The 24,204-nt window shown below is 68.9% G+C and carries 23 protein-coding genes; 8 read left to right on the forward strand and 15 right to left on the reverse strand.

Going from position 1 to position 24,204, the window contains the following annotated elements:
* The first annotated feature begins 158 nt into the window (after positions 1-158).
* Entirely contained in the window at positions 159-578 is a 420-nt protein-coding gene (locus ACWEOW_RS00145; RefSeq protein WP_452267114.1) for an ANTAR domain-containing protein, read from the forward strand.
* Between the two features lie 311 nt (positions 579-889).
* On the opposite strand, the gene ACWEOW_RS00150 is transcribed toward ACWEOW_RS00145, so the two are convergent.
* From ACWEOW_RS00150 to ACWEOW_RS00165, 4 genes are all read right to left on the reverse strand, one after another.
* Positions 890-1,756: an MBL fold metallo-hydrolase gene (locus tag ACWEOW_RS00150; RefSeq protein ID WP_452267115.1), complete on the reverse strand. Its 867-nt coding sequence runs from the start codon at positions 1,754-1,756 to the stop codon at positions 890-892.
* A gap of 77 nt (positions 1,757-1,833) precedes the next feature.
* Positions 1,834-2,160: a DUF952 domain-containing protein gene (locus ACWEOW_RS00155; protein ID WP_452267116.1), complete on the reverse strand. Its 327-nt coding sequence runs from the start codon at positions 2,158-2,160 to the stop codon at positions 1,834-1,836.
* Positions 2,161-2,313: 153 nt separating this feature from the next.
* Complete coding sequence (locus tag ACWEOW_RS00160) at positions 2,314-2,895, reverse strand: acyl-CoA-like ligand-binding transcription factor (RefSeq protein WP_452267117.1); 582 nt, start codon at positions 2,893-2,895, stop codon at positions 2,314-2,316.
* Complete coding sequence (locus tag ACWEOW_RS00165; RefSeq protein WP_452267118.1) at positions 2,892-4,409, reverse strand: DHA2 family efflux MFS transporter permease subunit; 1,518 nt, start codon at positions 4,407-4,409, stop codon at positions 2,892-2,894. The genes ACWEOW_RS00160 and ACWEOW_RS00165 overlap by 4 nt, the downstream gene beginning before the upstream one ends.
* Before the next feature lie 224 nt (positions 4,410-4,633).
* Here ACWEOW_RS00165 and ACWEOW_RS00170 point away from each other — a divergent pair, with 224 nt between their 5' ends.
* Both ACWEOW_RS00170 and ACWEOW_RS00175 read left to right on the forward strand, forming a co-directional pair.
* On the forward strand, positions 4,634-4,828 hold the full coding sequence (locus tag ACWEOW_RS00170; protein WP_452267119.1) for a DUF7455 domain-containing protein: 195 nt from the start codon (positions 4,634-4,636) through the stop codon (positions 4,826-4,828).
* A gap of 59 nt (positions 4,829-4,887) precedes the next feature.
* On the forward strand, positions 4,888-7,998 hold the full coding sequence (locus ACWEOW_RS00175; RefSeq protein WP_452267120.1) for an alpha-mannosidase: 3,111 nt from the start codon (positions 4,888-4,890) through the stop codon (positions 7,996-7,998).
* A 97-nt stretch (positions 7,999-8,095) separates the two neighbouring features.
* Here the strand turns inward: ACWEOW_RS00175 and ACWEOW_RS00180 are convergent, their stop codons facing one another.
* The 9 genes from ACWEOW_RS00180 to ACWEOW_RS00220 all read right to left on the reverse strand — a co-directional run bounded on the left by ACWEOW_RS00180 (position 8,096) and on the right by ACWEOW_RS00220 (position 17,387).
* Positions 8,096-8,278, reverse strand: a complete 183-nt coding sequence (locus ACWEOW_RS00180; RefSeq protein WP_452267121.1) for a hypothetical protein — start codon at positions 8,276-8,278, stop codon at positions 8,096-8,098.
* A 23-nt stretch (positions 8,279-8,301) separates the two neighbouring features.
* On the reverse strand, positions 8,302-9,951 hold the full coding sequence (gene groL / locus ACWEOW_RS00185) for a chaperonin GroEL (RefSeq protein WP_452267122.1): 1,650 nt from the start codon (positions 9,949-9,951) through the stop codon (positions 8,302-8,304).
* 93 nt (positions 9,952-10,044) lie between these two features.
* Positions 10,045-11,070: an NAD(P)-dependent alcohol dehydrogenase gene (locus ACWEOW_RS00190; RefSeq protein WP_452267123.1), complete on the reverse strand. Its 1,026-nt coding sequence runs from the start codon at positions 11,068-11,070 to the stop codon at positions 10,045-10,047.
* Positions 11,067-11,816: an iron-sulfur cluster assembly protein gene (locus ACWEOW_RS00195; RefSeq protein WP_452267124.1), complete on the reverse strand. Its 750-nt coding sequence runs from the start codon at positions 11,814-11,816 to the stop codon at positions 11,067-11,069. Before ACWEOW_RS00195 ends, ACWEOW_RS00190 begins: the two co-directional genes overlap by 4 nt.
* On the reverse strand, positions 11,813-12,856 hold the full coding sequence (locus ACWEOW_RS00200) for an amidohydrolase family protein (protein WP_452267125.1): 1,044 nt from the start codon (positions 12,854-12,856) through the stop codon (positions 11,813-11,815). Before ACWEOW_RS00200 ends, ACWEOW_RS00195 begins: the two co-directional genes overlap by 4 nt.
* 156 nt (positions 12,857-13,012) lie before the next feature.
* Positions 13,013-13,357 carry a propane 2-monooxygenase effector subunit MimD gene (gene mimD, locus ACWEOW_RS00205; protein ID WP_452267596.1) on the reverse strand — a complete coding sequence of 115 codons (345 nt, stop codon included), beginning with the start codon at positions 13,355-13,357 and terminating at the stop codon, positions 13,013-13,015.
* A gap of 2 nt (positions 13,358-13,359) precedes the next feature.
* A complete protein-coding gene (locus ACWEOW_RS00210) occupies positions 13,360-14,466 on the reverse strand; it encodes an aromatic/alkene monooxygenase hydroxylase subunit beta (RefSeq protein WP_452267126.1) in 1,107 nt (368 codons plus the stop codon).
* Positions 14,467-14,571: 105 nt separating this feature from the next.
* Positions 14,572-15,651: an FAD-binding oxidoreductase gene (locus ACWEOW_RS00215; RefSeq protein ID WP_452267127.1), complete on the reverse strand. Its 1,080-nt coding sequence runs from the start codon at positions 15,649-15,651 to the stop codon at positions 14,572-14,574.
* 98 nt (positions 15,652-15,749) lie between these two features.
* The gene (locus ACWEOW_RS00220; RefSeq protein WP_452267128.1) at positions 15,750-17,387 is read right to left on the reverse strand and encodes a hypothetical protein; all 1,638 of its coding nucleotides are present in this window, start codon (positions 17,385-17,387) and stop codon (positions 15,750-15,752) included.
* Between the two features lie 322 nt (positions 17,388-17,709).
* Here ACWEOW_RS00220 and ACWEOW_RS00225 point away from each other — a divergent pair, with 322 nt between their 5' ends.
* From ACWEOW_RS00225 to ACWEOW_RS00235, 3 genes are all read left to right on the forward strand, one after another.
* Entirely contained in the window at positions 17,710-19,488 is a 1,779-nt protein-coding gene (locus ACWEOW_RS00225) for a sigma-54-dependent Fis family transcriptional regulator (protein ID WP_452267129.1), read from the forward strand.
* A 48-nt stretch (positions 19,489-19,536) separates the two neighbouring features.
* Entirely contained in the window at positions 19,537-20,733 is a 1,197-nt protein-coding gene (locus tag ACWEOW_RS00230) for an adenylate/guanylate cyclase domain-containing protein (protein ID WP_452267130.1), read from the forward strand.
* 72 nt (positions 20,734-20,805) lie between these two features.
* On the forward strand, positions 20,806-21,447 hold the full coding sequence (locus ACWEOW_RS00235) for a hypothetical protein (RefSeq protein WP_452267131.1): 642 nt from the start codon (positions 20,806-20,808) through the stop codon (positions 21,445-21,447).
* Positions 21,448-21,521: 74 nt separating this feature from the next.
* Here ACWEOW_RS00235 and ACWEOW_RS00240 read toward each other — a convergent pair whose 3' ends face one another.
* Positions 21,522-22,868 (reverse strand): hypothetical protein, encoded by a 1,347-nt coding sequence (locus ACWEOW_RS00240; RefSeq protein WP_452267132.1) that lies wholly within the window; start codon positions 22,866-22,868, stop codon positions 21,522-21,524.
* Between the two features lie 183 nt (positions 22,869-23,051).
* Here ACWEOW_RS00240 and ACWEOW_RS00245 point away from each other — a divergent pair, with 183 nt between their 5' ends.
* The gene (locus ACWEOW_RS00245; protein ID WP_452267133.1) at positions 23,052-23,270 is read left to right on the forward strand and encodes a hypothetical protein; all 219 of its coding nucleotides are present in this window, start codon (positions 23,052-23,054) and stop codon (positions 23,268-23,270) included.
* A 115-nt stretch (positions 23,271-23,385) separates the two neighbouring features.
* Positions 23,386-23,709 (forward strand): hypothetical protein, encoded by a 324-nt coding sequence (locus ACWEOW_RS00250; RefSeq protein WP_452267134.1) that lies wholly within the window; start codon positions 23,386-23,388, stop codon positions 23,707-23,709.
* A gap of 35 nt (positions 23,710-23,744) precedes the next feature.
* Here ACWEOW_RS00250 and ACWEOW_RS00255 read toward each other — a convergent pair whose 3' ends face one another.
* Complete coding sequence (locus ACWEOW_RS00255; protein ID WP_452267135.1) at positions 23,745-24,203, reverse strand: DNA/RNA helicase domain-containing protein; 459 nt, start codon at positions 24,201-24,203, stop codon at positions 23,745-23,747.
* Position 24,204: the final 1 nt, after the last annotated feature.

Below are 24,204 nucleotides of genomic sequence, written 5' to 3' on the forward strand. Positions count from 1 at the left end.
GTGGGGGAGTCCCAGGGGGCCGTAGCACGAATGCCGTTGGTTGGCTTGCGATCTACGTGGATCTCATCCGATCCCAGCCGATCTCAGCAGCTCTCAGAAGAGCCCAGAACCTGTGACACGGTCTGGTTGACCTGACCTCCGCGGGCGATACTTGCGCTATGTCTGAACGTGCTTTCGAGGAGGCCCAGGGCAGCGACCTCCAGCACCAGGTCGACAAGCTTCGCGCCGACCTCTCCATCAACCGAGCAGACATCGACGCGCTCCAGGGCCGCTCGGCAGAGGACCACCGCCGGATCGACCACCTCGAGGAGCGTGCCGATCTCGACGTCGAGCTGATCGCCGAGCTTCGAGCCGAGGGAATCCTCAGCCGAGAGCAGACAGCACACCTGGAGGAGGCACTCCGGTCGTCTCGCAAGATCGGGGCTGCCATGGGCATCCTCATGGCCTCCCGGAGGGTCAGCGAGGACGAGGCGTTCGACATCCTCAGGAAGGCCAGCCAGAACACGAACCGCAAGCTGCGCGTCATCGCCGAGGAGGTCGCGCACACCGGCGACATCAGCCAGCTGCCCGAGCTCTAGGAGTCCCGCCGAGCCGACGCGCGTTGGGCGCTGCGTCACACCCGCCCCAGCCGGATGCCGCCCCCCACTCACCGTCGAGTGGGCGCTCCGTCACACCCGCCCCAGCCGGATGCCGCCACACCACGTCGAGTGGGCGCTCCGTCACACCCGCCCCAGCCGTAAGCCGCCACACCACGTCGAGTGGGCGCTCCGTCACACCATTCACGTGACCTGTGGGGCACATGTGACCAGTGTGACGGGGCGCCCACTCGACTAACCGGGAAAGGGCGGTGACAAGGAGGCGCGGGGCTCTGGGCCCGGCGGCATACCGCTCACTCGTCGGGCCACAGGATGAAGTCCGGCGCGGCACGCCTGGCCGGGGTCGGCCCGATCTCGTCGAGCAAGGACCGGATCGCCCGCAGGCGACTCGGCGCCAGCTCCAGAGGCGGCTCGTCCGGCTGGTAGGTCGTGCGGACCGGGTAGTCCACTCCGGGCTCGCGGGTCATCTCGATGTGGCAGCCGAGCAGGTGGGTGACCGGACGCCGCTCGGTCAGGGCGATGAGGCGGTCGATCGTCCGGGAGTAGGCGGGCCAGTCCTCGATATAGAGCCGGCCCGGATAGACGGTGTCGCCGGTCAGCAGGAACCCGGTCCACGGGTCGTAGTACGTGATGGCCGCAGTATCATGACCCGGGGTGGCCATCACCTCCAGCTCACGCTGGCCGAGGTCGAGGATGCACGCACCCTCGGCGTCCTCGAGCCCGAGGAAGCCCCAGGCGCTGTCTCGATCGGCCGCAACGAGCGTGGTGTTCGGCCGGTCCCGGAACTGCGGGTCGCCCGCAACGTGGTCACGGTGCGAGTGCGTGTGCATCACGAGCAGCTCGTAACCCAGGCGACGGTGGTGCACGAGCCACGATCCGACGAGGTCGTCGACGACCTGTCGGACCGGAAAGTACCCCGGCGAAGCCGTGGCGCCCGTGTCGACCAGGAGGGCGCGCTCGGAGCCGAACAGCAGGAAGAGGAACGGCGCCTCGTAGTTGACGGCCTTGTTCTGCCTGAGGATCACCGTGTGCTCGTCGTACCAGTGGACCTGAAGATCGGGATCGGCGTTGTGCTTCGACGACTCTGACCCGTGGTTCCAGGCGACACCGAGGGGGCGGTGGCTGAGCTTCTGGCCGGTCAGCGGCTGCGACGCAGACATGGCGCCCCTTTCACGCTGGCCTCAGCAGCATACGCGACGTGCGTAGATCGACCGTGCGCGCAGCTGTGCGGCGGCGCTCAGGCGTGCGGCGGCTCGAGGACCGTGGTCCCGACGACAGCGTCGAGGTTGATCGGCCCGTAGACATGGGGAAACAGCTCACCCGTCTCCGGTATGCCGATCTCGTCGACGACAGGTGACGCGAGAAGGGACTCGTCGATGTGCAGGAGCACCAGGGGCTCGGTCAGGTCTGCGTAGACGTTTCGGCGCACCACGGGCCACTGCTCCGCGGACGACGCATGGATGAAGCCGACGTCGTCGAGCGAGCTGCCGCGCGTCGACCGCGCATATGTGCCCGTGCGGACCGCGTGCTCCCAGTCGGGCTGCTCTGCAAGGTGGTAGATCATGCCGCCAGCCTGCCGTCTCGACGGCCCGAGGGTGCAGATTGCCAGCATGACCGGGCACCAGGTCGACGTGTGCACCCGCAGTCGGGTCCGCTCCCGCGTGACGGCGCGCCGGCTGCCTGCTCACCGGTGGCACCGGCTCCCTTGCCGACCGTGCTACAGGGGCAGCCCCGCCTCGAGCAGGGCCAGCGCCTCGTCGATCGTGACGAACGCCTCGTCCAGCTTCTCGCCGGAGTGGACGTATGCCGCCATCACCACGCCGACGACCGCGCCTGCCCAGACCCGCACGGCCAGGTCGCCCGGCTCGCGGCCGGTGCGCTCCGCCGCGAGCCCCGCGAGCATGGCGATGGTGTTGTAGTAGTTCTCCATCATGCGGGGGCGCAGCTCGGGTGACGACTGGAACAGCCGCATCCGCTCTCGCTCGGTCTCCAGCTGCTCCTCGGTGAGCTGGCCCAGCCCGACCCGCATCGTGTGCCGTAGCGCCTGCATGGGCGTCAGGTCAGGCGACTGGGCGCGATACACCTCGATCATCATCGGGTCCATCGCGTCGTAGAGGACGGTGTCCTCCTTGGTCGGGAAGTACCGAAAGAAGGTCGCCGGCGACACCTCGGCCGCCGCAGCGATCTGGTCGACCGTGGTCTCGCTGTATCCCTGCTCCCTGAACAGACGCATCGCCTGCTCTTGGATCGCCGCGCGGGTCCTGGCCTTCTTCCGCTCCCGCAGCCCTGGTTCCGTCATACCTCTATTGTCTGGCGTTCCGGCGCGCTCGTCTCGGGAGGCGTGCCCGGACCACGCGACCCGAGGAACGCGAGCGTCAGCACGAGCGCCAGGACCGCCACCCCGGCCGAGGTCAGCAGGGCCAGGTCCATCCCGTGGACGAAGGCGTGGCGGGCCGAGTCGGCCACGGCCCGCGAGCCGACGGAGACGCCGGCGGAGACACTCCCCTGCGCCAGCTCGGCTCCCTGGGGCGGGAGGCCGCGCACGTCCAGACGGTCGCGGTACGCACCGTTGAGGACGGTGCCGAGGATGGCGACCCCGATGGTGCCGCCGACCTGCCGCAGAGCCTGGATCATCGCGGAGCCGGATCCGGCACGTCGGGCCGGCAGGGCGTCCATCGCTGCGCTCATCACCGGCGGCAAGGTGAAGCCGATGCTGAGGCCGACCAAGGACATCCAGGTCGCGGTCCACCCGTACGAGTCGCCGACGTCGCTGGTCGCGCCGATGGTGAGCCCGACTGCCATGAGCAGGAATCCGACCGCCACCGTGACCCGGGTGCCAGCGCGCCGTGCGACCTGCTCGGCGGCCTTGGCCCCGACGAGCATGCCGCCGATGATCGGCAGCAGCCTCAGTCCTGAGTGGAAGGCGTCGGCACCCTGGACCGCCTGGAACAGCTGCGGCAGCACGAACAGCAGACCCATCAACCCGAACGATGCGAGGGTGGCGAGCACCGCGCCCCAGCCGAAGACCTTGGTCCGCATCAGGCTCAGGTCCGCCAGCGGCGACGGGGTCCGCCCCTGCCACCAGGCGAAGGTCGCCAGCAGCCCGAGCCCGGCGACCACCAGGGCGAGCGAGCCCCCGTCGGTCCAGCCACGGTCCCCGAGCTGGATGAAGCCGTAGGTCAACGCGACCAGACCCGCGGCGGACAATGCGATGCCGGGCAGGTCGATCCGGCCACCCGGGGTCCCGGGCAGGCGCGGCACCCACGCCGTCACGGCGAACGCGCCGACGACGACGAGCGGTACGTTGATGAGGAACACCGATCCCCACCAGAAGTGGTCGAGGAGCCAGCCGCCCAGCACCGGACCGAGCGGGATCCCGAGGGAAGTCGCCATCACCCAGATGGTCAGCGCCCGCGGCCGCTCCTCCGGGGTGAACATCGCCGTCACCAGCGACATCGACATCGGGATCAGGAAGGCCGCTCCGATGCCGAGCAGCGCCCGCGCGGCGATCAGCGCGTCGGGCGAACCGGCATACGCGCACGCCAGGGACCCGATCCCGAAGAGCACCAGCGCGCCGAGCAGCACGTACTTCTGCCCCAACCGGTCGCCGGTCAGGCCGGCCGGTAGCAGCATCGCAGCCAGCACCAGGGTGTAGGCGTTCGCGAACCACTGGAGCTGGCTGGTCGATGCCTGAAGGTCGGTCGCGAGCGTCGGGAGGGCGACGTTGAGGACGGTCAGGTCGAGGCCGACGACCAGCAGGCTGACCGCCACCGCGCCGAGCGCCCACCAGCGTCGAGCGTAGATGTGTTCCATGACGCGCCTCCATCACACGTTTCTGATAGTCGCACTCTTCTGAGTGCTTCTCTCAATTCAGAGTAACTATCAAAATTCGCAGCGGTCAAGCCGTCACGACGACCACGTGTACGCGAGGGGAAACGTGGGTAGGGGGTCAGTGGCGGCGTAGCGCACCACCGCCCGAACCCATCGAAGGCCCGCCCTCATCGACCAGGGCGACGTCGCCCCATCAGGAGGTCACCATGCGACGCTGCGATCGTTGTTGCGCGGAGTCGAGAGTGGAATGGCGAAAGCTCCTCTCCGGCCTGGACCTCTGTCAGCATCACTCCCGCGAGTTCGGCCCTGCGCTGATCGCCGCCGGGTGGCGCGCCACCGAGCATCTTGGCGAAGAGAGCGACCTGCGCCCGGGCGCGCCCCTGGCCAGCCACGGCGCGTGACCGACGACATCGACCGCAGGACGCGAACCTGACGGCGGCTTTTGCAAGGATCCTGAGGTGTGCACGCTGACATCTCGCTGACCACCGGCCGTGTGAGCCGCGTCCGGCTCGAACGCATCTGGCCGGCAGTCCATGCCGAGCGAAGGCCCTTGTCGGTGGAGTGGCACGAGCTGCCCGGCGAGCTGGTCGCCCCCGCTGACGGGCTCCTGCTCGACTACCGGCCCTACGAGGTCGGGACGATGTGGGGGCGGGCCTGGGGCACGACGTGGTTCCGGATCACCGGTGTCGTCCCGCAGGAGTGGTCAGGGCGGCGCGTCGAGGCCGTTGTCGACCTCGGCTTCGACACGAACCTGACCGGGTTCCAGTGTGAGGGGCTCCTCTACCGGCCCGACGGCACGCCCGTGAAGTCGCTCAACCCGCGCAGCCAGTGGGCCCTCGTGTCAGAGCCGGCACAGGGCGGTCAAGCCGTCGAGCTCTTCATCGAGGCGGCGTCGAACCCCGTGCTGCTCGGCGAGCACCCCTTCCGGCCCACCGCGGAGGGCGATGTGTCGACCGCTTCCGAGCGCCGCCTCTACACGACTCGGCGGATGGACCTTGCCGTCTTCGACCACGACGTCCACGAGCTGGCGCTGGACGTGGAAGTGCTCCTCGAGCTCCAGGCGGAGCTACCCGACGGACCACGCCGGATGCGGATTCTGCAAGCGCTCGACGACGCGATGGATCGTCTTGACCTGCAACGGATCTCGCAAACGGCGATCGATGCCCGAGCGGTCCTCGCCGATGTGCTGTCGCGGCCAGCGGAGGCGAGCGCCCACGAGATCTCCGCGATCGGCCACGCGCACATCGACTCGGCCTGGCTGTGGCCCGTGCGAGAGACGATCCGCAAGGTGGCGCGGACGACGGCGTCGATGGCCGCGCTCATCGAGGCCACCGACGACTTCGTCTACGGCATGTCGAGCGCCCAGCAGTACGCGTGGGTCAAGGAGCACCGCCCTGAGGTGTGGGAGCGGGTCAAGGCGGCCGTGGCCGGCGGCCGCTTCCTGCCGCTCGGCGGTATGTGGGTCGAGAGCGACACCGTGATGCCGTCGGGCGAGTCCCTCGTGCGCCAGTTCCTCTACGGACGGCGGTTCTTCGAGGAGGAGCTCGGCGTGCGGTGCCGCGGCGTGTGGCTGCCGGACAGCTTCGGCTTCTCCCCGGCGTTGCCGCAGCTGATCAAACGGGCTGGCTTCGAGTGGTTCTTCACCCAGAAGATCTCGTGGAACCAGGTCAACCCGTTCCCACACCACACGTTCGTGTGGGAGGGCATCGACGGGTCACGCGTCCTCAGCCACTTTCCGCCCATGGACACCTACAACTCGCAGCTGTCTGGCGCGGAGGTTGCCAAGGCCTCGCGGCAGTTCCGGGAGAGCCGCCTCGCGACCGGGTCCATCGCACCCGTCGGCTGGGGCGACGGCGGAGGCGGCACCACGCGAGAGATGACCGGCAAGGCGGCCCGCCTCGCCGACCTCGAAGGCAGCGCAAAGGTGCGCTGGGAGCATCCGGATGCCTTCTTCGACAAGGCGCTTCGGGAGCTGCCGAACCCGCCGGTGTGGCTCGGCGAGCTGTATCTCGAGCTGCACCGCGCGACGCTGACATCGCAGCACCGGACCAAACAGGGCAACCGCCGAACCGAGCACCAGCTTGTCGAGGCAGAGCTCTGGGCGGTGACGGCGGCCGTCCGCGCCGACGTGCCTTACCCTCACGACGAGCTCGACGCACTCTGGAAGCAGGTGCTGCTCCAGCAGTTCCACGACATCCTGCCGGGCACCTCGATCGCTTGGGTCCATCGTGAGGCGGTGGCCGAGTACCAGCGAGTCGCCGACGCGACCGAAGGCATCATCGCGCGGAGCCTGCGTGCTCTCGTCGGCGAGGGCACGCTCGCGCTCGAGGCCAACGCATCGCCCTTCGAGCGCAACCACGTGGCACCTGGCGCAGCTCAGCAGGTCGCCCAGGTCACCCACGTCGCCAGGGTCACCCGGGGGACGACGCCGGGCCAACGGCATACGGGAGTCGTCGGCGCCTCACCCGAGCGGGCCGGCGAGGCCGCGGCTGTCCGGCTCGAAGCCGTCGGCGGCCCTGACAGTGGCTGGGTGCTCGACAACGGAGTGGTGGCGGTGACCGTCAGCCCGGAGGGGCTCATCACCTCCGCGGTGGACCACGCCACCGGCCGCGATGCGATCGCTCCCGGCGCGGCGGGCAACCTGTTGCAGCTCCATCAGGACCTCCCCAACCGGTGGGACGCCTGGGACGTGGACCGCCACTATCGCAACCGAGTCACCGATGTGCGCGAGGCGAGCGCGGTGTCTACCGAGGTTCGCGATGGAGTCGCGCGGGTCACGGTCGACCGACGAATCTCTGCCGATTCGACTGTGCGACAGGTACTTTCGCTTGCGCCGCAGTCGCGGGTGCTCGAGATCGACCAGGAGACCGACTGGCACGAGACCGAGACGTTCCTCAAGGTCGCATTCCCGCTCGATGTCCGTGCCGAGCACGTCACCGCAGAGACACAGTTCGGGCACCATCGACGAGTGACGCACACCAACACGAGCTGGGAGGCGGCGCGGTTCGAGACATCGATGCACCGGTTCGTGCTCGCGGAGGAACGCGGCTTCGGCGTCGCGCTCGTCAACGACTCGATCTACGGTCACGATGTCACCCGCGATGTCGTGGATGGCAGGGTCGTGACGACCGTCCGGCTGTCACTGCTGCGGGCTCCGAGGTTTCCCGACCCCCAGACCGACCAAGGCGTCCAGACCCACCGCTACGGCCTGGTCATCGGCGCCGACGCCGCTGTCGCGACCCGTGAGGGGGCCCTCATGAACACGCCGGCCCGGCGGGTGGCCGGCGAGCATGGCTTCGAGCCGCTCGTTGTCGTCGAGGGCGAAGGAGTCGTCCTGTCGAGCGTCAAGGAGGCAGCCGACCGGTCCGGTGACCTGGTCGTGCGTGTCTACGAGTCGCTCGGCGGACGGACGAGGGGCACGATCCGGCTTGGGCTGCCCGTCCGCACCGTGGTGTCGGCCTCCTTGCTCGAGGAGCCTCTCGAGGCCGCCCACCCGGTGGCCGCCGACGGGTCGGTCGAGCTGGAGCTGGGGGCCTTCGAGGTCCGCACTCTGCGCGTCGTCCGGCGTTGACCGCGCGAGAGCGGCGGAGAACATCGAAGGAGCCGCCCCTGGCATGAGGGCGGCCCCTTCGAGGTGCCTCGGCTCTTCGCCGAGGCAGGCGGCCGCTCTACGTACCGCGACGGGCCGAGCGGCCGAGGTTCTTTCGGGTGGACCTGCCGGGCTTGCCCGGCAGGGCAAGGTCGAGCAGCAGCGCGAGCCGATGCGAGCCGAGCAGCAGCCTCGGCAGCACCACCGCTACCAGTACGGCAACCACCGTCAGGACGGCTCCCAGCAGGCTCTGGTCGCCCATCGTCGTCACCTACCGTCGGCGGGTCAGTAGATGTTGCTCGGACGGACCATGCCCTCGGCGAGGTCGCCGAAGCCGGGGGCGATGATGGCGCCCGGGTTCACGTCGACCTGCTCGACGATCGCGGTCTCGGTCGTGATGAGCAGGGCGGCGATCGAGGCAGCACTCTCCAGGGCGGCGCGGGTCACCTTGAGCGGGTCCATGATCCCGGCGTCGAGCAGGTCGACGAACCCGCCGTCCAGGGCGTTGAGCCCGTGTCCGACCGGACCGGCCGAGACCCTGCGGACCACCTCGTCGCCGTCGTAGCCCGCGTTGATCGCGATCCATCGAAGCGGCTCGGGCAGCGCCCGGCGCACGACCTCGCGGCCGACGGCGTCGTCGCCCGTCAGCTCGACCCGGTCGACCACCGACTGGGCCTGCGCGAGGGCCGTGCCGCCTCCGGCGACGACGCCCTCCTCGAGCGCGGCCCTCGTCGCGGCGAGCGAGTCCTCGACCCGCAGCATCCGTTCCTTGAGCTCGACGCTGGTCGCCGCGCCGACGGTGACGACCGCGACGCGGCCGGAGAGCCGGGCCAGCCGGAGCTGAAGGCTGTCCTGGTCGGCGTCGATCCGCGCCCGCTCGAACTGCTTCTCCAGCTGGCCGATTCGCGCGTCGATCAGGATTGGGTCGCCGTGGCCACCGACGATCGTCGTGCTGTGCTCGGTGATGGTGATCCGGTCGCAGGAGCCCAGGTGCGCGCGGGTCACCTCGGCGAGCTCCACCCCGGTGTCCTTCGCGACGACGTGGCCGCCGAGGGCGACGGCGAGGTCCTCGAGCTCGGCCACGCGACGGTGCCCGAACCCCGGGGCCCGGACGACGACGGACCGCATCGTGCCGTGCATGTTGCCCCCGACGAGCAGCTGCAGGGCCGGGCCGTCGACGTCCTCTGCGAGGACCACCAGGGGCCGGCCGGCCCGCTTGGCCACCTCGACGGTGGGCATGATGTCCTGCACCTGGGTGATCTTCTTGTTCGTCAGGAGGATGACCGGGCTCTCGTAGACGGTCTCCATCCGCTCCTTGTCCGTGACCATGTATGCCGAGATGTAGCCGTGGTCGAACTCGATGCCGTCGACGACGTCGACCGAGAGCCCTGGCGTGTCGGACTCCTCCGTGCTGACGATCCCCTTGGTCCCGACGCGGGAGACCGCGTCGGCGATGACGCTGCCGATCGCGTCGTCGTCGCCCGCGGCCATGGTCGCGATCCGCTCGAGCTGCAGCCGGTCGTCGACCTCGCGCGCGCTCTCACGCAGTGCCTCGACGACGACCGGGACGGTCCGCTCGATCCCCCGCCGCACCCGCATCGGGTTGGCGCCGTCGTCGACGGCTCGCAGGCCCTCGCGGACCATCGCCTGAGCAAGCACGGTCGCGGTCGTCGTGCCGTCGCCGACCGCGCCGTTCGTCTTCATCGCCACCTCCTTGACCAGCTGGGCGCCCATGTTGGCGAACGGCTCGCGCAGCTGGATCTCCTTGGCGATGGTGACGCCGTCGTTGGTGATGGTCGGCGGGCCGGTGAGCTTCTCCAGCACCGCGTTGCGTCCCTTGGGACCGAGCGTCACCTTGACGGCGTCGGCCAAGGCGTTGACACCGGACTCGAGCAGTCGTCGCGCTTCCTCGTTGAAGCGAAGTTCCTTTGCCATGAGTGGAATTGCCTTCCTCGTTCGATTCAGACGGCCGCCGGGTCGCCCCGGCCGGAGGGTGCGGCAGCGTCGGTGCCGCACCCCGTCGGGCCGTCAGGGGATGAGAATCGCCCGACCGCGCACCCTGCCCGCGTCGAGGTCGTCGATCGCCGCCTGGAACTGCTCCAGCGGGTACTTGCTCGTGTGGAGCGCCACCTTGCCCTGGGCCGCGAGGACCATGAGCTCCTGCAGGTCGTTGTAGGAGCCGACGAGGTTGCCCACGAAGTTGATCTCGGTCGAGATGATGTCGATTGTCGGGACGTCGATGTTCTCGCCGTAGCCGACGACGTAGTAGCTGCCTGCGCGGCGCAGCATCGCCACGCCCTCGGACGTCGCGCCGCCTTCGCCGACGAAGTCGACGACGGCCTCGGCGCCCTTGCCGCCGGTCAGCTCGAGCACCTGGTCGATGTGCGTGCCGTCGGCGACGACGCCGTGGTCGGCGCCGACCGTGAGCGCGAGCTTGACGGCCTCGGGGTTCCGGTCGACGACGACGACGGTGGCCCCGGAGATCGCCTTCATCACCTGGATCCCGATGTGGCCGAGGCCACCGGCCCCGATGATGACGCACGTGTCACCGGGACGGGTCACCCGGGCGGCCTTCGCCGCAGCGTGGTATGCCGTCAGGCCGGCGTCAGCGAGCGCCGCGACGTCCGAGGGCTCCAGGCTGTCGTCGATCCGGACGACGCTGCGGGCCGTCGTGCGCAGGAGCTCGGCGTAGCCGCCATCGGTGTCGATGCCGGGGAACTGGCTGTTCTCGCAGTGGACGTCGTCGCCGGAGCGGCAGGCGCGGCAGAGCCCGCAGGTGATGAGCGGGTGCAGGATGACCTTGTCACCCACCTGCACGTTGGTCACGGCGCTGCCGACGGCGTGGACCCAGCCGGCGTTCTCGTGACCGATCGTGTAGGGCAGGGACACCTGGGACTTCTCGGCCCACTGGCCCTCGAGGATGTGCAGGTCGGTCCGGCACACTCCCGCGCCACCGATCCGCACGATGACGTCGAGCGGTCCCTCGACCCGTGGGTCCTGCACCTCCCGGATCTGGAGGTCGGTGTGGTACCCGACGACCTGGACGGCCTTCATGACGCTCTCCTGGTGTTGGTGACGGACGTGCCGAGCTCGCTGCCGTCCGAGTCGGCGTAGCGGGTGGCGAGCAGGCCCCGGCAGAAGTGGGCGTTGCCCTCGATGGAGATGCGGACCGCCTTGGCGAAGCGCAGCCGGGTCGACACCGCCTCGGGCGGGACGGTGCGGCCGGCGTCGTCGACCAGCACCTTGTCGGCCGGGCCGACCCCGAGCCCGATGTCGCGCCGGCGCCGGACCAGCGCGTCCTTGTGGGGGCCCGCGTGCAGGTCGCCGAGCGCCAGCTCGTGCAGCTCCTCGACAGTCCAGGCGGTGCCCCGCAGCAGGCCCATGACGGCGCGCTCCGTCGCGGCGGTGTGCGCCTTGCGCCGGAAGGTCTGGCGCAGGTCGTCCAGACTCTCGAGCGCCTCAGACCCGAAGGTCCCCACATAGCCGGCGTCGGCCGCCAGCCCCGCGTTGATCTTGTCCGAGTCGTGGTGGTCGTCGAGGCACACCGTCACCCGTCCGGCCTCGGGCAGCACCCGGAGGGCGTCCTGCGCGTCCGAGGCCATGAGGTAGGCGAAGTTCGGCGAGCAGAAGGACGTCGGCAGCCGCAGGTGCACCGTGACGCCCACGTCGTCGATGGCTACCGACCGGACGAAGCCGAGGTCGGTGATGGGCTCGTCGAGCTCCGGGTCGAGCACCGTGGCCAGCGCTGCCAGCACCTGGGTCTCGATGGCGACGGCCGCCCGGATGGCGACGGCGCTCATGACGGCACGCTCTCCCGGGCACCGGCGGCGACCTCGACGGTCGTCTGGCCGGCCTCGGTGGGCAGGCGCAGCTCCACGGGCACGTCGAGGTCGTACATCGCCGCCGCGTTGAGCCCGAGGATCTTCTTCTTCTGCTCCGTCGTGATCGGGGCGTACTCGGTCATGTCCTCGGGGATCTGGAAGTCGACGAACTTCTCGACCAGCCACTTCGGCGTCCAGAGCGCGTAGTCGCTGGCGAAGAAGATCTTGTCCTCGCCGATCCAGTAGAGGAGCTCACCGATGATCTGCGCGAAGTAGCGAGGGCGTGTGTGGATGAACGGCATCGCGACCGCGAGACCGCCGTAGACGTTCGACTCCTGGGTCGCGATCCAGCAGAAGTCCTCGAGCCGCGGCAGCCCGACGTGCTCGACGATGAAGTTGAGGTCGAGGTAGTCGGTGGCGACCTTGTCGATGTCGGCCACGTCGAAGGCGTCGCGGTCGAGCGGACGGATCGTCGGGCCCTTGTGGACGTGGATGTTCCTGATCCCGAGCTCGAGGCACTCCTCGAGATAGCGCCGCGACCACGGGTCGTCGAGCTTGTAGCCTCGCGAGTCGCCGTGCCACTCCGCGGTGTAGAGCTTGACTCCCTTGAGGTTCATCCGCTCGGCATCACGGCGCAGCTGCTCGAGGCCGGCTTCGCCGTTGCGGGGGTCGTACGCGTGGTTGTAGGTGAGCTTGTCGGGGTGCTGGCGCGCGAGGCCGAAGGCCTCCTCGGTCTGGCCGAACCCGTTGGTGTAGAAGTCGCTGAGCAAGGTCGCCTGGAAGATGGCGTGGTCGACGTACCCGTCCTGGAAGAGGTCCTTCAGGAGGCGCTGACCGCCGTAGTAGGTGTACGTGTCGTAGTCCCAGAGGGCTTCGTCCGGGCTGAGGTTCTTGTGGTAGTCGTAGAAGCAGTCGATGAACTGCTTGCCGTGGACGTTCTTGATGTTGGACGCACGGCCGTCCCAGATGTGGACGTGCGCGTCGACGACGTAGTACTTCTCGCCGTTCTTCTCGTACATGACTTCCTCACTTCGTCGTGTGGTCGGGCCGTCGAGTGGCCGCGTCCCGTCGAGTGGCCGCGTCGTCACACGTGCCCAGCGAAGGGGCGGCCTTACGTGCGACTGGTGTGACGACGCGGCCACTCGACGTTGGGGACGCGGCCACTCGACGGGGGGTCAGTGTGCGGCGGGGGCGGTGAGGTCGAAGCCGATGAACTCGGCTGCGTCCTCGGGGCTCGCGAAGAGCAGGGTGCGGTCGTCGAGGTGGACCATGCGGCCGTAGTGGGTAGAGCTGATCTCCTCGAACACCGAGCCGTCGAAGTCCTCGCCCAGCGCGTCGGACAGCTCCGCGTAGTCGAAGTCGAGGACTCGCTCGCCGTCGACGCGGATCATCGAGGGGTACTCGGTGAGCTCGACGCCGGGCTTGCTGCCCATGACCTGGGCCACGATGCGGCCCACCGGGGTGTTCATCAGGGTGACCCCGCACATGTTCGAGAACGAGGCATCGGATCCGAACTGCATGCTCACTTGTCCAACTCCTTCGGGATGTCGAGCCCGATCTCCTGGAGCAGGGACCGGAACTTGTCCTTCGCGGCCTCGAGCGAGGACGCGAACGTCACCGCCTTCTCCGACGGCTGCGACCAGATCGGCTGCAGCGCCAGGGCGGCGTCGAGGCATCGGGGCACCCAGGTGGCGAGCCACTCGCCGAACACGACGCGGTTGGCCCCGCCGGTCTCCTCGTCGCGGGTCAACAGCTGGAAGAGGTTGCGGGTGTAGGCCAGGTCGCGCGAGTAGTCGTTCTCCCCCGTCCCGACGATCGTCGGCGTGATGTAGTCGCCGTTGCGCGCCGCGATCTGCATGACGAGCTCGCTGCGGAACAGCGCCCCGACGAGCTGCTCGAAGACGACGTTGGTCGCGAACAGCAGCTCGCACCAGTCACCGACGGCCGTGAGCCGCTCGACGACCTCGCGGGTCGGCTGCCACTCCGGGGCGCTGCGCCACACCTCGACGTGCGCGGCGCCGTCGAACCCGATGCCGGCCTCGGACAGGTCCAGGTTGAACAGGGCCAGGTCCTGGGCGAACCGGATCTTGTGCGCCGCGTTGACGGCGACCGCGGTGTTGATCATGTTCGTCGGGCCGGACCGCTGAACCGCCGTGAAGACGTGCAGCCCGAGACCGTGCTCGGCATGCATCCAGGCGCCGAGGTTGCGCTCGATGAACTTCACCCAGGCGTGGTTCCAGTTTTGGTACGCGCCGGCCCGCTTGGCGTTCTCCAGGCACAACGACACCTGTCGCACGACCGCGGCGTTGTTGCGGTAGATCGTCTGGTCCCACTCCTCGTTGGGGTCCAGGAACGCATGCCAGTTCGAGGAGGTGGCCTTGGTCCAGTCCTGCGGGTAGCCGCCGGGGCCGTCGCCGAACCCGTAGATCCAGCCCTGCGTCAGGTGCCGGTCCGGGTCGGGCTGGACGTCGACGGTGACGTCCTCGTACATCGTCGAGCGCAGCTTGGCCGGCGTGAAGTAGTTGTACGTGCGGCTCTTCGAGCTCGGGAAGTCCAAGGCGCCGGCCTCGGAGTCCGTGAACTCGATCTTGGGGAAGCTGCGCGTCTTCTGGTCGGTGATGTCCGCCATGTCAGTCAACTCCGTTGTTGTGTGTGGACGGGATGGGTGGTGGGTGAGGCACGGTCAGGCACGGTCAGGCGCGGTCAGGCGCGGTCAGGCACCGTTAGGGCAGCGTCAGGTCGTGATCGGGCTGGTGAACTTGTCGTAGAAGACCTGGTCCTTGGGGACGCCCTGCTGGTCGAGCAGCGTCAGCGCGGCGTCGACCATCGGCGGCGGCCCGCACAGGTAGACCTCGCAGCGGTGGATCTCCGGCTCGCGCCGCTCCACCACCTCGGTGACGTTGCCGGACTCCGGGAGGAAGCCGAGCGGCATACCCTCGCCCGCCTCGGGCAGTGACTCGGACAGTGACTCGGAAGGCAGTGACTCGGAGAGGCACACGACGAACTCGAAGTCGGTCAGCGACTCCCCCAGCTGCGTGATCTCCTCGACGAGGAAGAGGTCCGCGGCCGTCCGTGCGCCGTAGTAGAAGCGGACCGGCCGGGTGTTGCCGGTCTCCTTCATATGCCGCAGGAGCGACAGGATGGGGGCCATCCCGGCGCCGCCGCCGATGCAGACCACCGGCAGGACGTGCCCCTCCTTGAGGGTGAACGAGCCGTACGGTCCGGTCAGCTGGAGCTCGTCCCCCACAGACAGGCCGTCCTCGAGCAGCCCCGAGAACCTTCCGCCCGGGTACTTCTTGATGAGGAACTCGACCTCGCCCGGCGTCGACTGCGTCGTGGCCATGGAGAACGAGCGGTGCTCGTCGGTGCCCGGGATGCCGATGTCGGAGTACTGCCCCGGCTTGAACTCGTAGACCTCGGGCTCGATCGCCTTGAGCCGCAACGAGACGATGTCGCGTGTCATCGGCTCGATCGCGGTCACCTCGGTCCGGACCTGCTGGATCGCGAACCCGCCGAGCAGCTCGTCCTCGTCGAAGTTGAGCAGCTCGATCGTGCAGTCGCTGAAGGCGTGTGCCCGGCAGAGCAGGACGTATCCCTCGTTGACCTCCGCGTCGTTGCAGGCGAAGGTCGAGTAGCGCTCCATCTGCAGGTCGCCGTCGAGGACGTACGACTTGCAGGCAGAGCACTGGCCTTCGCGGCACCCGTGCATGAGATGGATCCCCTGACGGAACGCGGCATCGAGGATCTTCTCGTCCTCGCCGACCTCCATCTCGATGTCGACCGGCTCGAAGTAGATCTTGTGTCTGTCAGCCACGAGGGCCTCCTCACGCTGGCTCTGGCTGTGGGCTGCTGGTGGGGGCTGGCGGCGGCACTCATCCCTGGCGACGCCGCCAGCCCGGTTTGGCGTGCCGGTCAGGCGACGGCCTTGGTGCCGTTGGCGCGGTAGTCGGCGATGTGCGCCTCGCGCTCGGCGTCGGACATCTGGTTCAGCAGCACGTTCGGGCTGTTGAACGTGTTGCCACGGACGTCGTCGAGGGTCCACAGCTTCTTCGGGTCGTCGAGGTCCAGGTGCGGCTGCCCGATGAGTGTCTTGCCGTCGTCGCGCACGTAGCCGAGGTCCGACACGATGTCGGCCAGGTCCTTGCCGTGGTGCAGGGTCTCCCACTCGCGGAACCCGGTCAGCCGGCCCATGTTCGGCGTCGCGCGGCCCTCGTACTCACCGCGGAACGCGACGGCGTCGGTCCAGTGGCAGGTCTCCGAGCAGTAGGTGCGCCACTGCCCGTCGACCTGGTCGACGACGATGTCCTCGTGGATGAGTGCCGGCACCATGCACGTCCAGCAGCGGTGCGGGTACTGGTAGCCCACGTCCTCGAAGGCGATCGGCTTGTTGCGCCCGGGGTAGGCGAGGCGGTTGTAGGCCTCCCACCACGTTCCGTACTTGCTGTACCAGCCGGGGTACTTCTCCTCGAACCACTCGAAGTCCTTGTCGGTCATGGCGTCGATGCGCCAGTAGTTGACCGGCCAGCCCGTCGCGAAGAACCGCGCCACCTCGTGGACGTAGCCCTTGTTGACGATCCGGTTCCAGGCCTCCTCGACGAGGTCGTGCGGGATGGTCAGGCCGTACTTCTCGAGCGGCAGCAGGTAGCTGCGGTAGTAGTCGTCGTAGATCCACCGCCGCCACATCTCGGCGTAGGACTCACGCTCCTTGCGGCGGTCCTTGGTGCCGTACTCGATGAACGTGCCGATGGCGGCATCGACGACGCAGTGGTTGTTCCACCACGCGTAGCGCAGGTCGCGCTCGAGCAATGGCCGGTTGCGCTCGTCGGCGAGCGCCATGAGCAGGATCGAGTAGCCGTTGGAGATGTGCCGGGACTCATCCGACTGGACCGAGTGGAAGACGGTCGGCAGCAGGTAGTCGCCGTTGGCGGCGGCCTCGTCGGGCATCGCGACGAAGAGGGTGTTGGTGAACGCCGTCTCGGCGACCACCGTGAGGTAGATGTTGGCGGCCGTGATGGCGTCGCCGGTGATGAACCCCTCGCCGAACTGCCGGCCGATGGTGCCCGCGTAGTTGTTCGCGAAGGCCTTCTCGGTCATGTCGAAGCCGGCCGGGTCGATGTAGTGGTTCATGTACAGCTTCTTGAGGTTCATCTGGATCGTCGAGTGACGGACCTCGTCGATCATCTGCACGGCCAGGCCGTTGTGGATCTCGGGGTTGGGCACCGCGTCGATCGCCATCGGCATGGCCCGGGCGGCCGAGATCTCCGGGAACGGGATGATCGACAGGAACAGCTTCTGCCACTCGAGCCAGCGCTGCTGGACCTGGCGGAACATGTTGCCGCGGATCGCGCCGTCCATCGCCCCGTAGACGCGGTTGTCCTTCTCTTCCTCCATCGGGAAGTAGGACCGCATGATCTGCTTGAGCGGGTCCTTCTTCGGGGCCTTCTCGAACGTGTAGTCCGTGCCGAAGCGGGTCGCGGGCGTCGCGAACGTCGGGTCCCACGACAGCTCGGTGATCTTCGCGTGGGCCTTCGTCAGACTCTGTCTGCTCACTCTTGCCTCCTGGTCTCCGGTCGGTCGTCCTGACCGAGCCGTCCGGCGACGGCGTCGTCTGCCGGGTGAGGTAGAGCGTCACAGCGCCGTGGCGTGACGGCTGTCTCAATGTGAGAGGGCACGTCTGGTATGCCGCCCGCCTCGCTTTCGAGCGGCATATGCCGGCGCGGCGGAGCCGCTTCGAGGCTGGTCGCCGGGTGTCTCACTTTGAGACGCGCCCGCTCGCGGGCGCATCGCAGCCTTGCCCAGGCCGGGCCATGGCCGTGAAAATTGGCACCTGGCACCCGCGACGAGGCGGTTGCGTGCCACGGGAGGTTGGTCCATGGGACACATCGACACCCTCGAGGTCCGAGCTCGGGACGCGTTCCTGCGCTCCGGGCAGGTCGAGCCCAGCGTGCGTGAAGTCGTCGCGCAGTCGTGGCAGCGCAGCTCCAGGGCCGGGGTCAGCCCCACCGGGGTCGAGCCGCGGTACGTCTCCGAGATCAGCGAGTCCGAGCTGATCCCGCTCGTGCGCAACGTCATGAGCCGGGCGGCCGCCGCCCTCGGCGAGGAGCCGGTGAGCATGATCTTCGCCGACCCCGCCGGCAACGTGCTCAACCGGATCTGCACGGACCCCGCGCTCGCCAGGTCCCTGGAGCGGGTCAACCTCACCCCGGGGTTCACGTACGCCGAGGAGCTCGTGGGGACCAACGGCATCGGCACCGCACTCACCCTGCGCACCCCGACCCTCATCGTCGGATCCGAGCACTTCGCCGAGCCGCTGATGATGTTCGCGTGCGCCGGAGCGCCCGTCGTGCATCCCATCCACGGCACCCTCGTCGGCGTCCTCGACCTCACCTGCGGGGCTTCCGCCTCCAACGAGCTCCTGCTCGCCTACGCCCGCTCGATCGCAGCGCAGATCGAGGACGCGCTGCTGGCCACGGTCTCGGCGTCCGAGCTGTCGCTGCTTCGGGACTACCTCGCCGCGTGCAAGCACGCCACCGGGCCGGTCATGGCGCTCGGGCCCGAGATCGTCATGATGAACCGCCTCGCGCAGCAGCGGCTCGACCCCACCGACCGGGTCGCGATCGTCTCGAGGACGAGCGACGCCCTGGGCGAGCTGAGCCCCCGCACCTTCGTCGTGGACCTGCCGAGCGGCGCCGTGGCCCGGCTCGACTACCGTCCCTCGTCGGTGGGCACGAGCCTGGCCGGCGGTGTCTTCCGGATCAACCTCACCGAGCCGGGCTCGGCCCCGCGCCCGACCGGCACGGTCGCACCGATCCCCCTTCCCGGCGTCGTCGGCGTGAGCCCGGAGTGGTCGCGCGTGGCCGGACAGATGCGCGAGGCCCACCGCACCCGTCTGTGGACGGTTCTGCAGGGCGAGCGAGGCGTCGGCAAGTACTCGTTGGCGCGGGCGATCCACCACGCGCAGGCACCGGCTGCCCACCTGCGGACCCTCGATGCGGCGACCGCGAGCGAGGACCCGGGCTCGTGGCTCGAGACCGTGGCCGAGGAGCTCCAGCGTCCCGAGCCGGGGACCATCGTCGTGCGTCGGGTCGAGCTGCTGCCTGCATCGGTGATCGACGCGCTCTCCGAGCTGTTCATGGAGCAGTCCGCGCAGACCACCGAGACCCGTCCCTGGGTGGTCGCCACGCATGACCCGGCCGTCGTCAACCACCAGGTCGAGGCGCAGATCCTCCCCTGCTTCGACCGCACCGTCGTCCTCGAGCCACTCCGGCACCGGCCGCAGGACGTCCGCGTCCTCATTCCCGCGCTGCTGCATGCCCAGGCACCGTCACGTGAGCTGACGATCGGCTCGGCCGCCCTCAACCAGCTGGCGAGACATCCGTGGCCGGGCAACGTCACCCAGCTGCGCGACGTCCTGCGCCGCGTGACCGCGGCCAAGCGGCACGGGCAGATCGAGCTGGCGGACCTGCCCCCGGAGTGCCTCGCCGTCGCCCGCAGGACCCTGACCCCGATCGAGGTCATCGAACGGGACGCCATCACGCGGGCGCTCGCGGACTGCGGCGGGAACAAGGCGCTGGCGGCAGAGCACATCGGGCTCTCGCGGGCGACGATCTACCGCAAGATACGCGACTACGGCATCGACACCCGCAGCTAGCCGGGGAAACCGCTGAGAGCGTGTGCACCGAGCGCCTAGGCTGCCGCCGTGAGGTCGTACTCACGTGACGATGCGTGTGCTCGCGTCGGGGTCGAGCCGGAGTATCTCGACCGACTGCTCGGCCTCGGTGTCCTTGGCCAGGCGGACCCGGCACGCCTCTCACCGGGAGACCTGCGCCGGGTCGTCATGGCGAAGTCGCTCGAGGACGCGGGAATCCCCCTCGAGCACGTGGTGGCCGGGCTCCGGAGCGGTGCGCTCTCGTTCGACTTCCTCGACGGAGCGGCATACGAACGGTTTGCGACCCTGGCCGGGGAGACCTTCCAGCAGGTCAGTGACCGCACCGGCGTCCCGGTGGATCTCGTCATGGCGATTCGGGAGGCCATCGGCTCCGCGCCTCCGTCGCCCGACGACCTCGTGCGCGCGGACGAGATGGACGTCGTGCCGTTCCTCGAGCTGCAGGTGTCCGCCGGGTTCCGCAGGAACGCCATCGAGCACCTGCTGCGGGTCCATGGCGACAGCACCCGCCGGATCGCCGAGGCGGAGGGCGGGTGGTGGAACGCCGAGGTGGTGGAGCCGGCGATCGCTGCCGGTCTGGGGCCCGAGGGCGCGGCCAACGCCGCGTTCGCCGAACGCAGCACCCCGCTGGCCGAGCGTGCCCTGCTCGGCCTCTACCACGCTCAGCAGGCGCGGGCCTGGACCTCGAACCTGATCGAGACCTTCGAGGTCCTCATGGCACAGGCGGGGATCCACAGCCGGCTGGACCGGCCACCGGCGATCTGCTTCCTCGATCTCACCGGGTACACCCGACTGACCCAGGAACGCGGCGACGAGGCAGCCGCGGACCTCGCCGACACCCTGGGCCGGCTGGTGCAGCGCGGCTCCGTGCGGTTCGGCGGCAAGCCGATCAAGTGGCTCGGTGACGGCGTGATGTTCTACTTCCGCGACCCTGGTCCCGGGGTCCGCTCGGCGCTGGAGATGGTCGACGAGGTGGCGGCTGCGGGGCTGCCGCCGGCGCATGTCGGCCTGCACACCGGGCCGGTGCTCTTCCAGCAGGGCGACTACTTCGGCCAGACCGTGAACCTCACCGCGCGCATCGCCGAGTACGCGCGACCGGGCGAGGTGCTCGTCAGCGAGGCCGTCGCAGAGGTCTCGCAGCAGGACGGGATCACGTTCCAGCAGATCGGCGCCGTCGACCTCAAGGGTGTCTCCGGGTCGGTCACCCTGCTGCGAGCCCAGCTTGGCTGAGGACTCTGTCGGCAACCCTGCCCACCGCCACCCCACTGCCTGCCCTTCTTTCACGACCAGCCGGAGGACCTCATGACCGAGATTGCCGAAGACACGTACGCCGCGACCAAGCGCAGCCTGCACGGCCTTGCCGAGCTCGTGCTCGCCGGGCCGCGATGCCGGCAGGGCGGATCCATCGAGCTCAAGGTCCAGGCGCAAGGCTTCCGCACGCGGGACGAACCGGTGATCTCGGTGAGCGGTTCGGCGCTGGTCACCGCCGACCTGACGGTCGAGGTCGACGGTCTGACGTTCGCCGAGGCAGCCACACGCCTTGGGCTCGAGGCGAGCCGGCTGGACGACATCTATCCCGACGGGCCCAAGGTCAGTCCCGACGAGGCCATCTGCCTCGACGCGGAGTCGGTTCGACAGGTTGAGCGCGCGCTCGCCCTGGGCGACCGGGCGTTGCGGACCTTCCTTGAGGGCGCCGACCCGATCCTGTGGCCCGAGCATTTCGACGTCGCGGTCGAGCTCGGCGATGCCACCTATGGCGTCTCCCCCGGTGACCGCTACGACGCCCGGCCCTACGCCTACGTCTCCAGGTCGGGACCCTTCACGGGCGAGTTCTGGAACGCGCCTTTCGGCGCAGCCAGGCTGCTCGCCGAGCTCGATGGTGTCGACGGCATCGTGGCCTTCTTTCGTCAGGGGGCCGACGCCGCGGGGACGCGGCCGACCTGACCACACGGCATACGCCATCGGCCGAATCGCCTTGTGCCGTATGCCGTCCGGGCGTGTCAGCGGACGTGCTCCGTTTACGTCCGGCGGCGTCCGCCGTCTCGGCTCGCGCGCTCGTCGTCACGGTCCCGCAGCTGCCCCAGAAGGTCCTCGCGGAGGGAGGCGATCGTGACCTCGTCGACCCGCCGAAGGCGATGGTAGGACGCCCACCCGTCCAGGACGACCTCCCCCGTCTGGTCGCGCCCCGCGGAGCGGGGGTAGTTGAGGCGCACCCATCCGGACGAGGGCGGGTCGTTGGGCAGCCGCGCCAGGCCATGCAGCGCCGGTTGTCGGTCGGGTGTGAGCACCCACGTGGCCGGTTCGTCCGCGTCGACACCATGGGCGAGCAGCAGCACCCACCCGCCGTCGCCACCGCGCACCGCGTGGAACCGCCACCAGAGGGAGTCGTCGGCGGACGTCTCGGTCTCGTGAATCTCCGCCCGATCCGTCTCGGGCAGCCCGTCGACCGCCTCGGGGTCGACCAGCGCATCCGGGCGGTCGGGCCACTCGAGCAGGATGGCCGTCTCGGGGAGGTAGGTGTCGAGCCAGAGGTTGTCGCGGTCGAAGGCGGTGGCGGGCACCTCGTCGACGACGTAGCGACGCTCAGCGACGCGGCGGCGTCGCACCTCCGCGAAGGCAACATGCCCGACCCCGAAGGCGAGAGCCAGCCCGGCGGGAGCGGCGACCATCCCGACCAGCATCTCTGGGAGATACGCCTCCCCCTCGAACGGGCGGGGCATGGCGTAGAACGTCAGGGCATCGCCGGGCCCGAAGTCGAATCCACATCGCATCCACTGCGTGTACGCGGCGCCACCCTGCACGACCGAGACGTTGCATTCATTGTCCGCCGTGTCCTGGACGGTTCCCTCGTACTTCGTGCTCGTGAACGCCAACAGGCCGGCCAGAACGGCCATGGCGGCGAAGTAGCCGACCACCGCCATGGTCCAGGTCGGCGCCCCGAGCCAGCGCGTCCTCCACGATGTCGCGGACCACTTCGGACCGCTCTCGCTCATCGCTGCGCCGAAGGGTGCACCCCATCGCTCGGGGACGTGGACGGGGTCCACGTTGTCCCGCTCGTCCGTGACCCTGAAGGACGTCGCCGGGTCGACCAGCGACAGTCCCGAGATCGGCACGACCCAGTGGAAGCCCGGACCGAAGATGTGGCCGTCGCCCTCGACGCGTGAGATGCGCGCCCCCTCGGTGTTATCGTCGCCATGCCGCGCGCCGCGCGACACGGGAATGCGGACCGGCCGACCCCTGCGGAGACGCCACGATGCCAGCCGCGGGGCGAGGGTCAGGCGGTACGCAGGCACGACCGCCGCGGCGGCCAGCGGAACCCACGCCGTGAACAGGTCCAGGGCATTCGTGCTCGCGTACACGGACACCCCTCAGCCTATGGCCGTCGCGCAGCCCACCCACCTCAAACGACGAACGACGAGTCCCGTCGAGTGAGCACTCGTCCCAGCGGTCACAGGCCGGCATACCCATGGCGGCTCGGTTCACTTGCGACATCTGCGTTTCATGGCTGCCAGCGGTCTTGGGGGGAGCGCGAGGGGTAACTCCTAGGTATGACCCGCACTATCAGGGAGCTCATCATCGAGCTCGCGCAGGTCGAGGATGCTCTCCGGCACACTCCCCTGCATCGGCCCGGCTCCGGGGCGAACACCTCACTGCCCTACGGCTTCGTCGGGACTGTCAACACCGAGATCATCGAGCTCGCTTCGCGCGAGGAGGCGATCCTGCGCGAGCTGCGTGGTCGCGACAACCATCTCGGCGCCGAGGCCTGAGACGGCGCCGACGCCGTGTGGTGTCCATCTCGATACGTAAACTGTTGGCTCGCTCGCCCGTCGTGATGACTACGCCCACACTGACGGTCTCCCGTTCGACGCGAAGGACTGAGCCGTGCCCGACCGACCTGAGATTGTCTGCATCTGCGGCTCTACCCGGTTTGTGGAGGAGATGAGCGCGGCCAACCGTGATCTGACCTTCGCAGGTGCGATCGTCGTCGCGCCAGCCATCCTCCTGCGCACCGAGGATCACGATGCAGACGAGTTGATCACCAACGACCAGAAGACCGCGCTGGATGCCCTCCACCTGCGCAAGATCGACCTGGCTGACCGGGTTCTGGTCGTCAACCCAGGCGGGTATGTCGGCGAGTCCACGAGCAGGGAGATCGCATACGCCCACGCCGCCGGCAAGCCGGTCTCGTTCACCGATCCCGTCTGACGAGTGGACGCTGTTCCAGTGGCGATAGCTCAGTGTCAGACGAATCTGGCGACGAACTCCCGCGTTTCCCGATCGGTCGAGTAGATCCCGACGCCCAGCATCCCCCGTGTGAGCAGGACCTTGTACACGGTGCGGACCAGGCGGTCGAACTCGGACTCTGTCACCTGCCCTCGACGCCGACTTTCACGTCGTTGACCAAGGAACCATCCTGCCGCGGGTCCCTCCACCCAGTCGATGAACTCGAGTGACCCGCCGCAGCGGAACTGCGCGTCGAGATCGATGTGCGTCACCGCGATGCCCCTCTCCTGCGCCGCGGCCGTGATATCGCGGACGGTCCCCATCTCGCCCGGTCGGACGACGTGGTTCTCATCGAGAAGAAACACCGGAACGCGCGCGGCAGAATGCAGCTCGTCGGCCGCGGCTGCTCCGTCGCCGGCGGCAAGAACGACTGCAAAAACGCCAGCCAGTCGGCGACCGCCACCGTCGAACGGCACT

Source organism: Monashia sp. NPDC004114 (assembly GCF_053603855.1).

Bases quoted from the DNA above. Each gene is read 5' to 3' on its own strand.
- ACWEOW_RS00165 (WP_452267118.1), bottom strand. From the start codon at position 4,409: ATGGAACACATCTACGCTCGACGCTGGTGGGCGCTCGGCGCGGTGGCG.
- ACWEOW_RS00145 (WP_452267114.1), top strand. From the start codon at position 159: ATGTCTGAACGTGCTTTCGAGGAGGCCCAGGGCAGCGACCTCCAGCAC.
- ACWEOW_RS00180 (WP_452267121.1), bottom strand. From the start codon at position 8,278: ATGGGCGACCAGAGCCTGCTGGGAGCCGTCCTGACGGTGGTTGCCGTA.
- ACWEOW_RS00245 (WP_452267133.1), top strand. From the start codon at position 23,052: ATGACCCGCACTATCAGGGAGCTCATCATCGAGCTCGCGCAGGTCGAG.
- ACWEOW_RS00200 (WP_452267125.1), bottom strand. From the start codon at position 12,856: ATGTACGAGAAGAACGGCGAGAAGTACTACGTCGTCGACGCGCACGTC.
- ACWEOW_RS00235 (WP_452267131.1), top strand. From the start codon at position 20,806: ATGACCGAGATTGCCGAAGACACGTACGCCGCGACCAAGCGCAGCCTG.
- ACWEOW_RS00195 (WP_452267124.1), bottom strand. From the start codon at position 11,816: ATGAGCGCCGTCGCCATCCGGGCGGCCGTCGCCATCGAGACCCAGGTG.
- ACWEOW_RS00160 (WP_452267117.1), bottom strand. From the start codon at position 2,895: ATGACGGAACCAGGGCTGCGGGAGCGGAAGAAGGCCAGGACCCGCGCG.
- ACWEOW_RS00150 (WP_452267115.1), bottom strand. From the start codon at position 1,756: ATGTCTGCGTCGCAGCCGCTGACCGGCCAGAAGCTCAGCCACCGCCCC.
- ACWEOW_RS00170 (WP_452267119.1), top strand. From the start codon at position 4,634: ATGCGACGCTGCGATCGTTGTTGCGCGGAGTCGAGAGTGGAATGGCGA.
- ACWEOW_RS00190 (WP_452267123.1), bottom strand. From the start codon at position 11,070: ATGAAGGCCGTCCAGGTCGTCGGGTACCACACCGACCTCCAGATCCGG.
- groL (WP_452267122.1), bottom strand. From the start codon at position 9,951: ATGGCAAAGGAACTTCGCTTCAACGAGGAAGCGCGACGACTGCTCGAG.
- ACWEOW_RS00225 (WP_452267129.1), top strand. From the start codon at position 17,710: ATGGGACACATCGACACCCTCGAGGTCCGAGCTCGGGACGCGTTCCTG.
- ACWEOW_RS00155 (WP_452267116.1), bottom strand. From the start codon at position 2,160: ATGATCTACCACCTTGCAGAGCAGCCCGACTGGGAGCACGCGGTCCGC.
- mimD (WP_452267596.1), bottom strand. From the start codon at position 13,357: ATGCAGTTCGGATCCGATGCCTCGTTCTCGAACATGTGCGGGGTCACC.
- ACWEOW_RS00210 (WP_452267126.1), bottom strand. From the start codon at position 14,466: ATGGCGGACATCACCGACCAGAAGACGCGCAGCTTCCCCAAGATCGAG.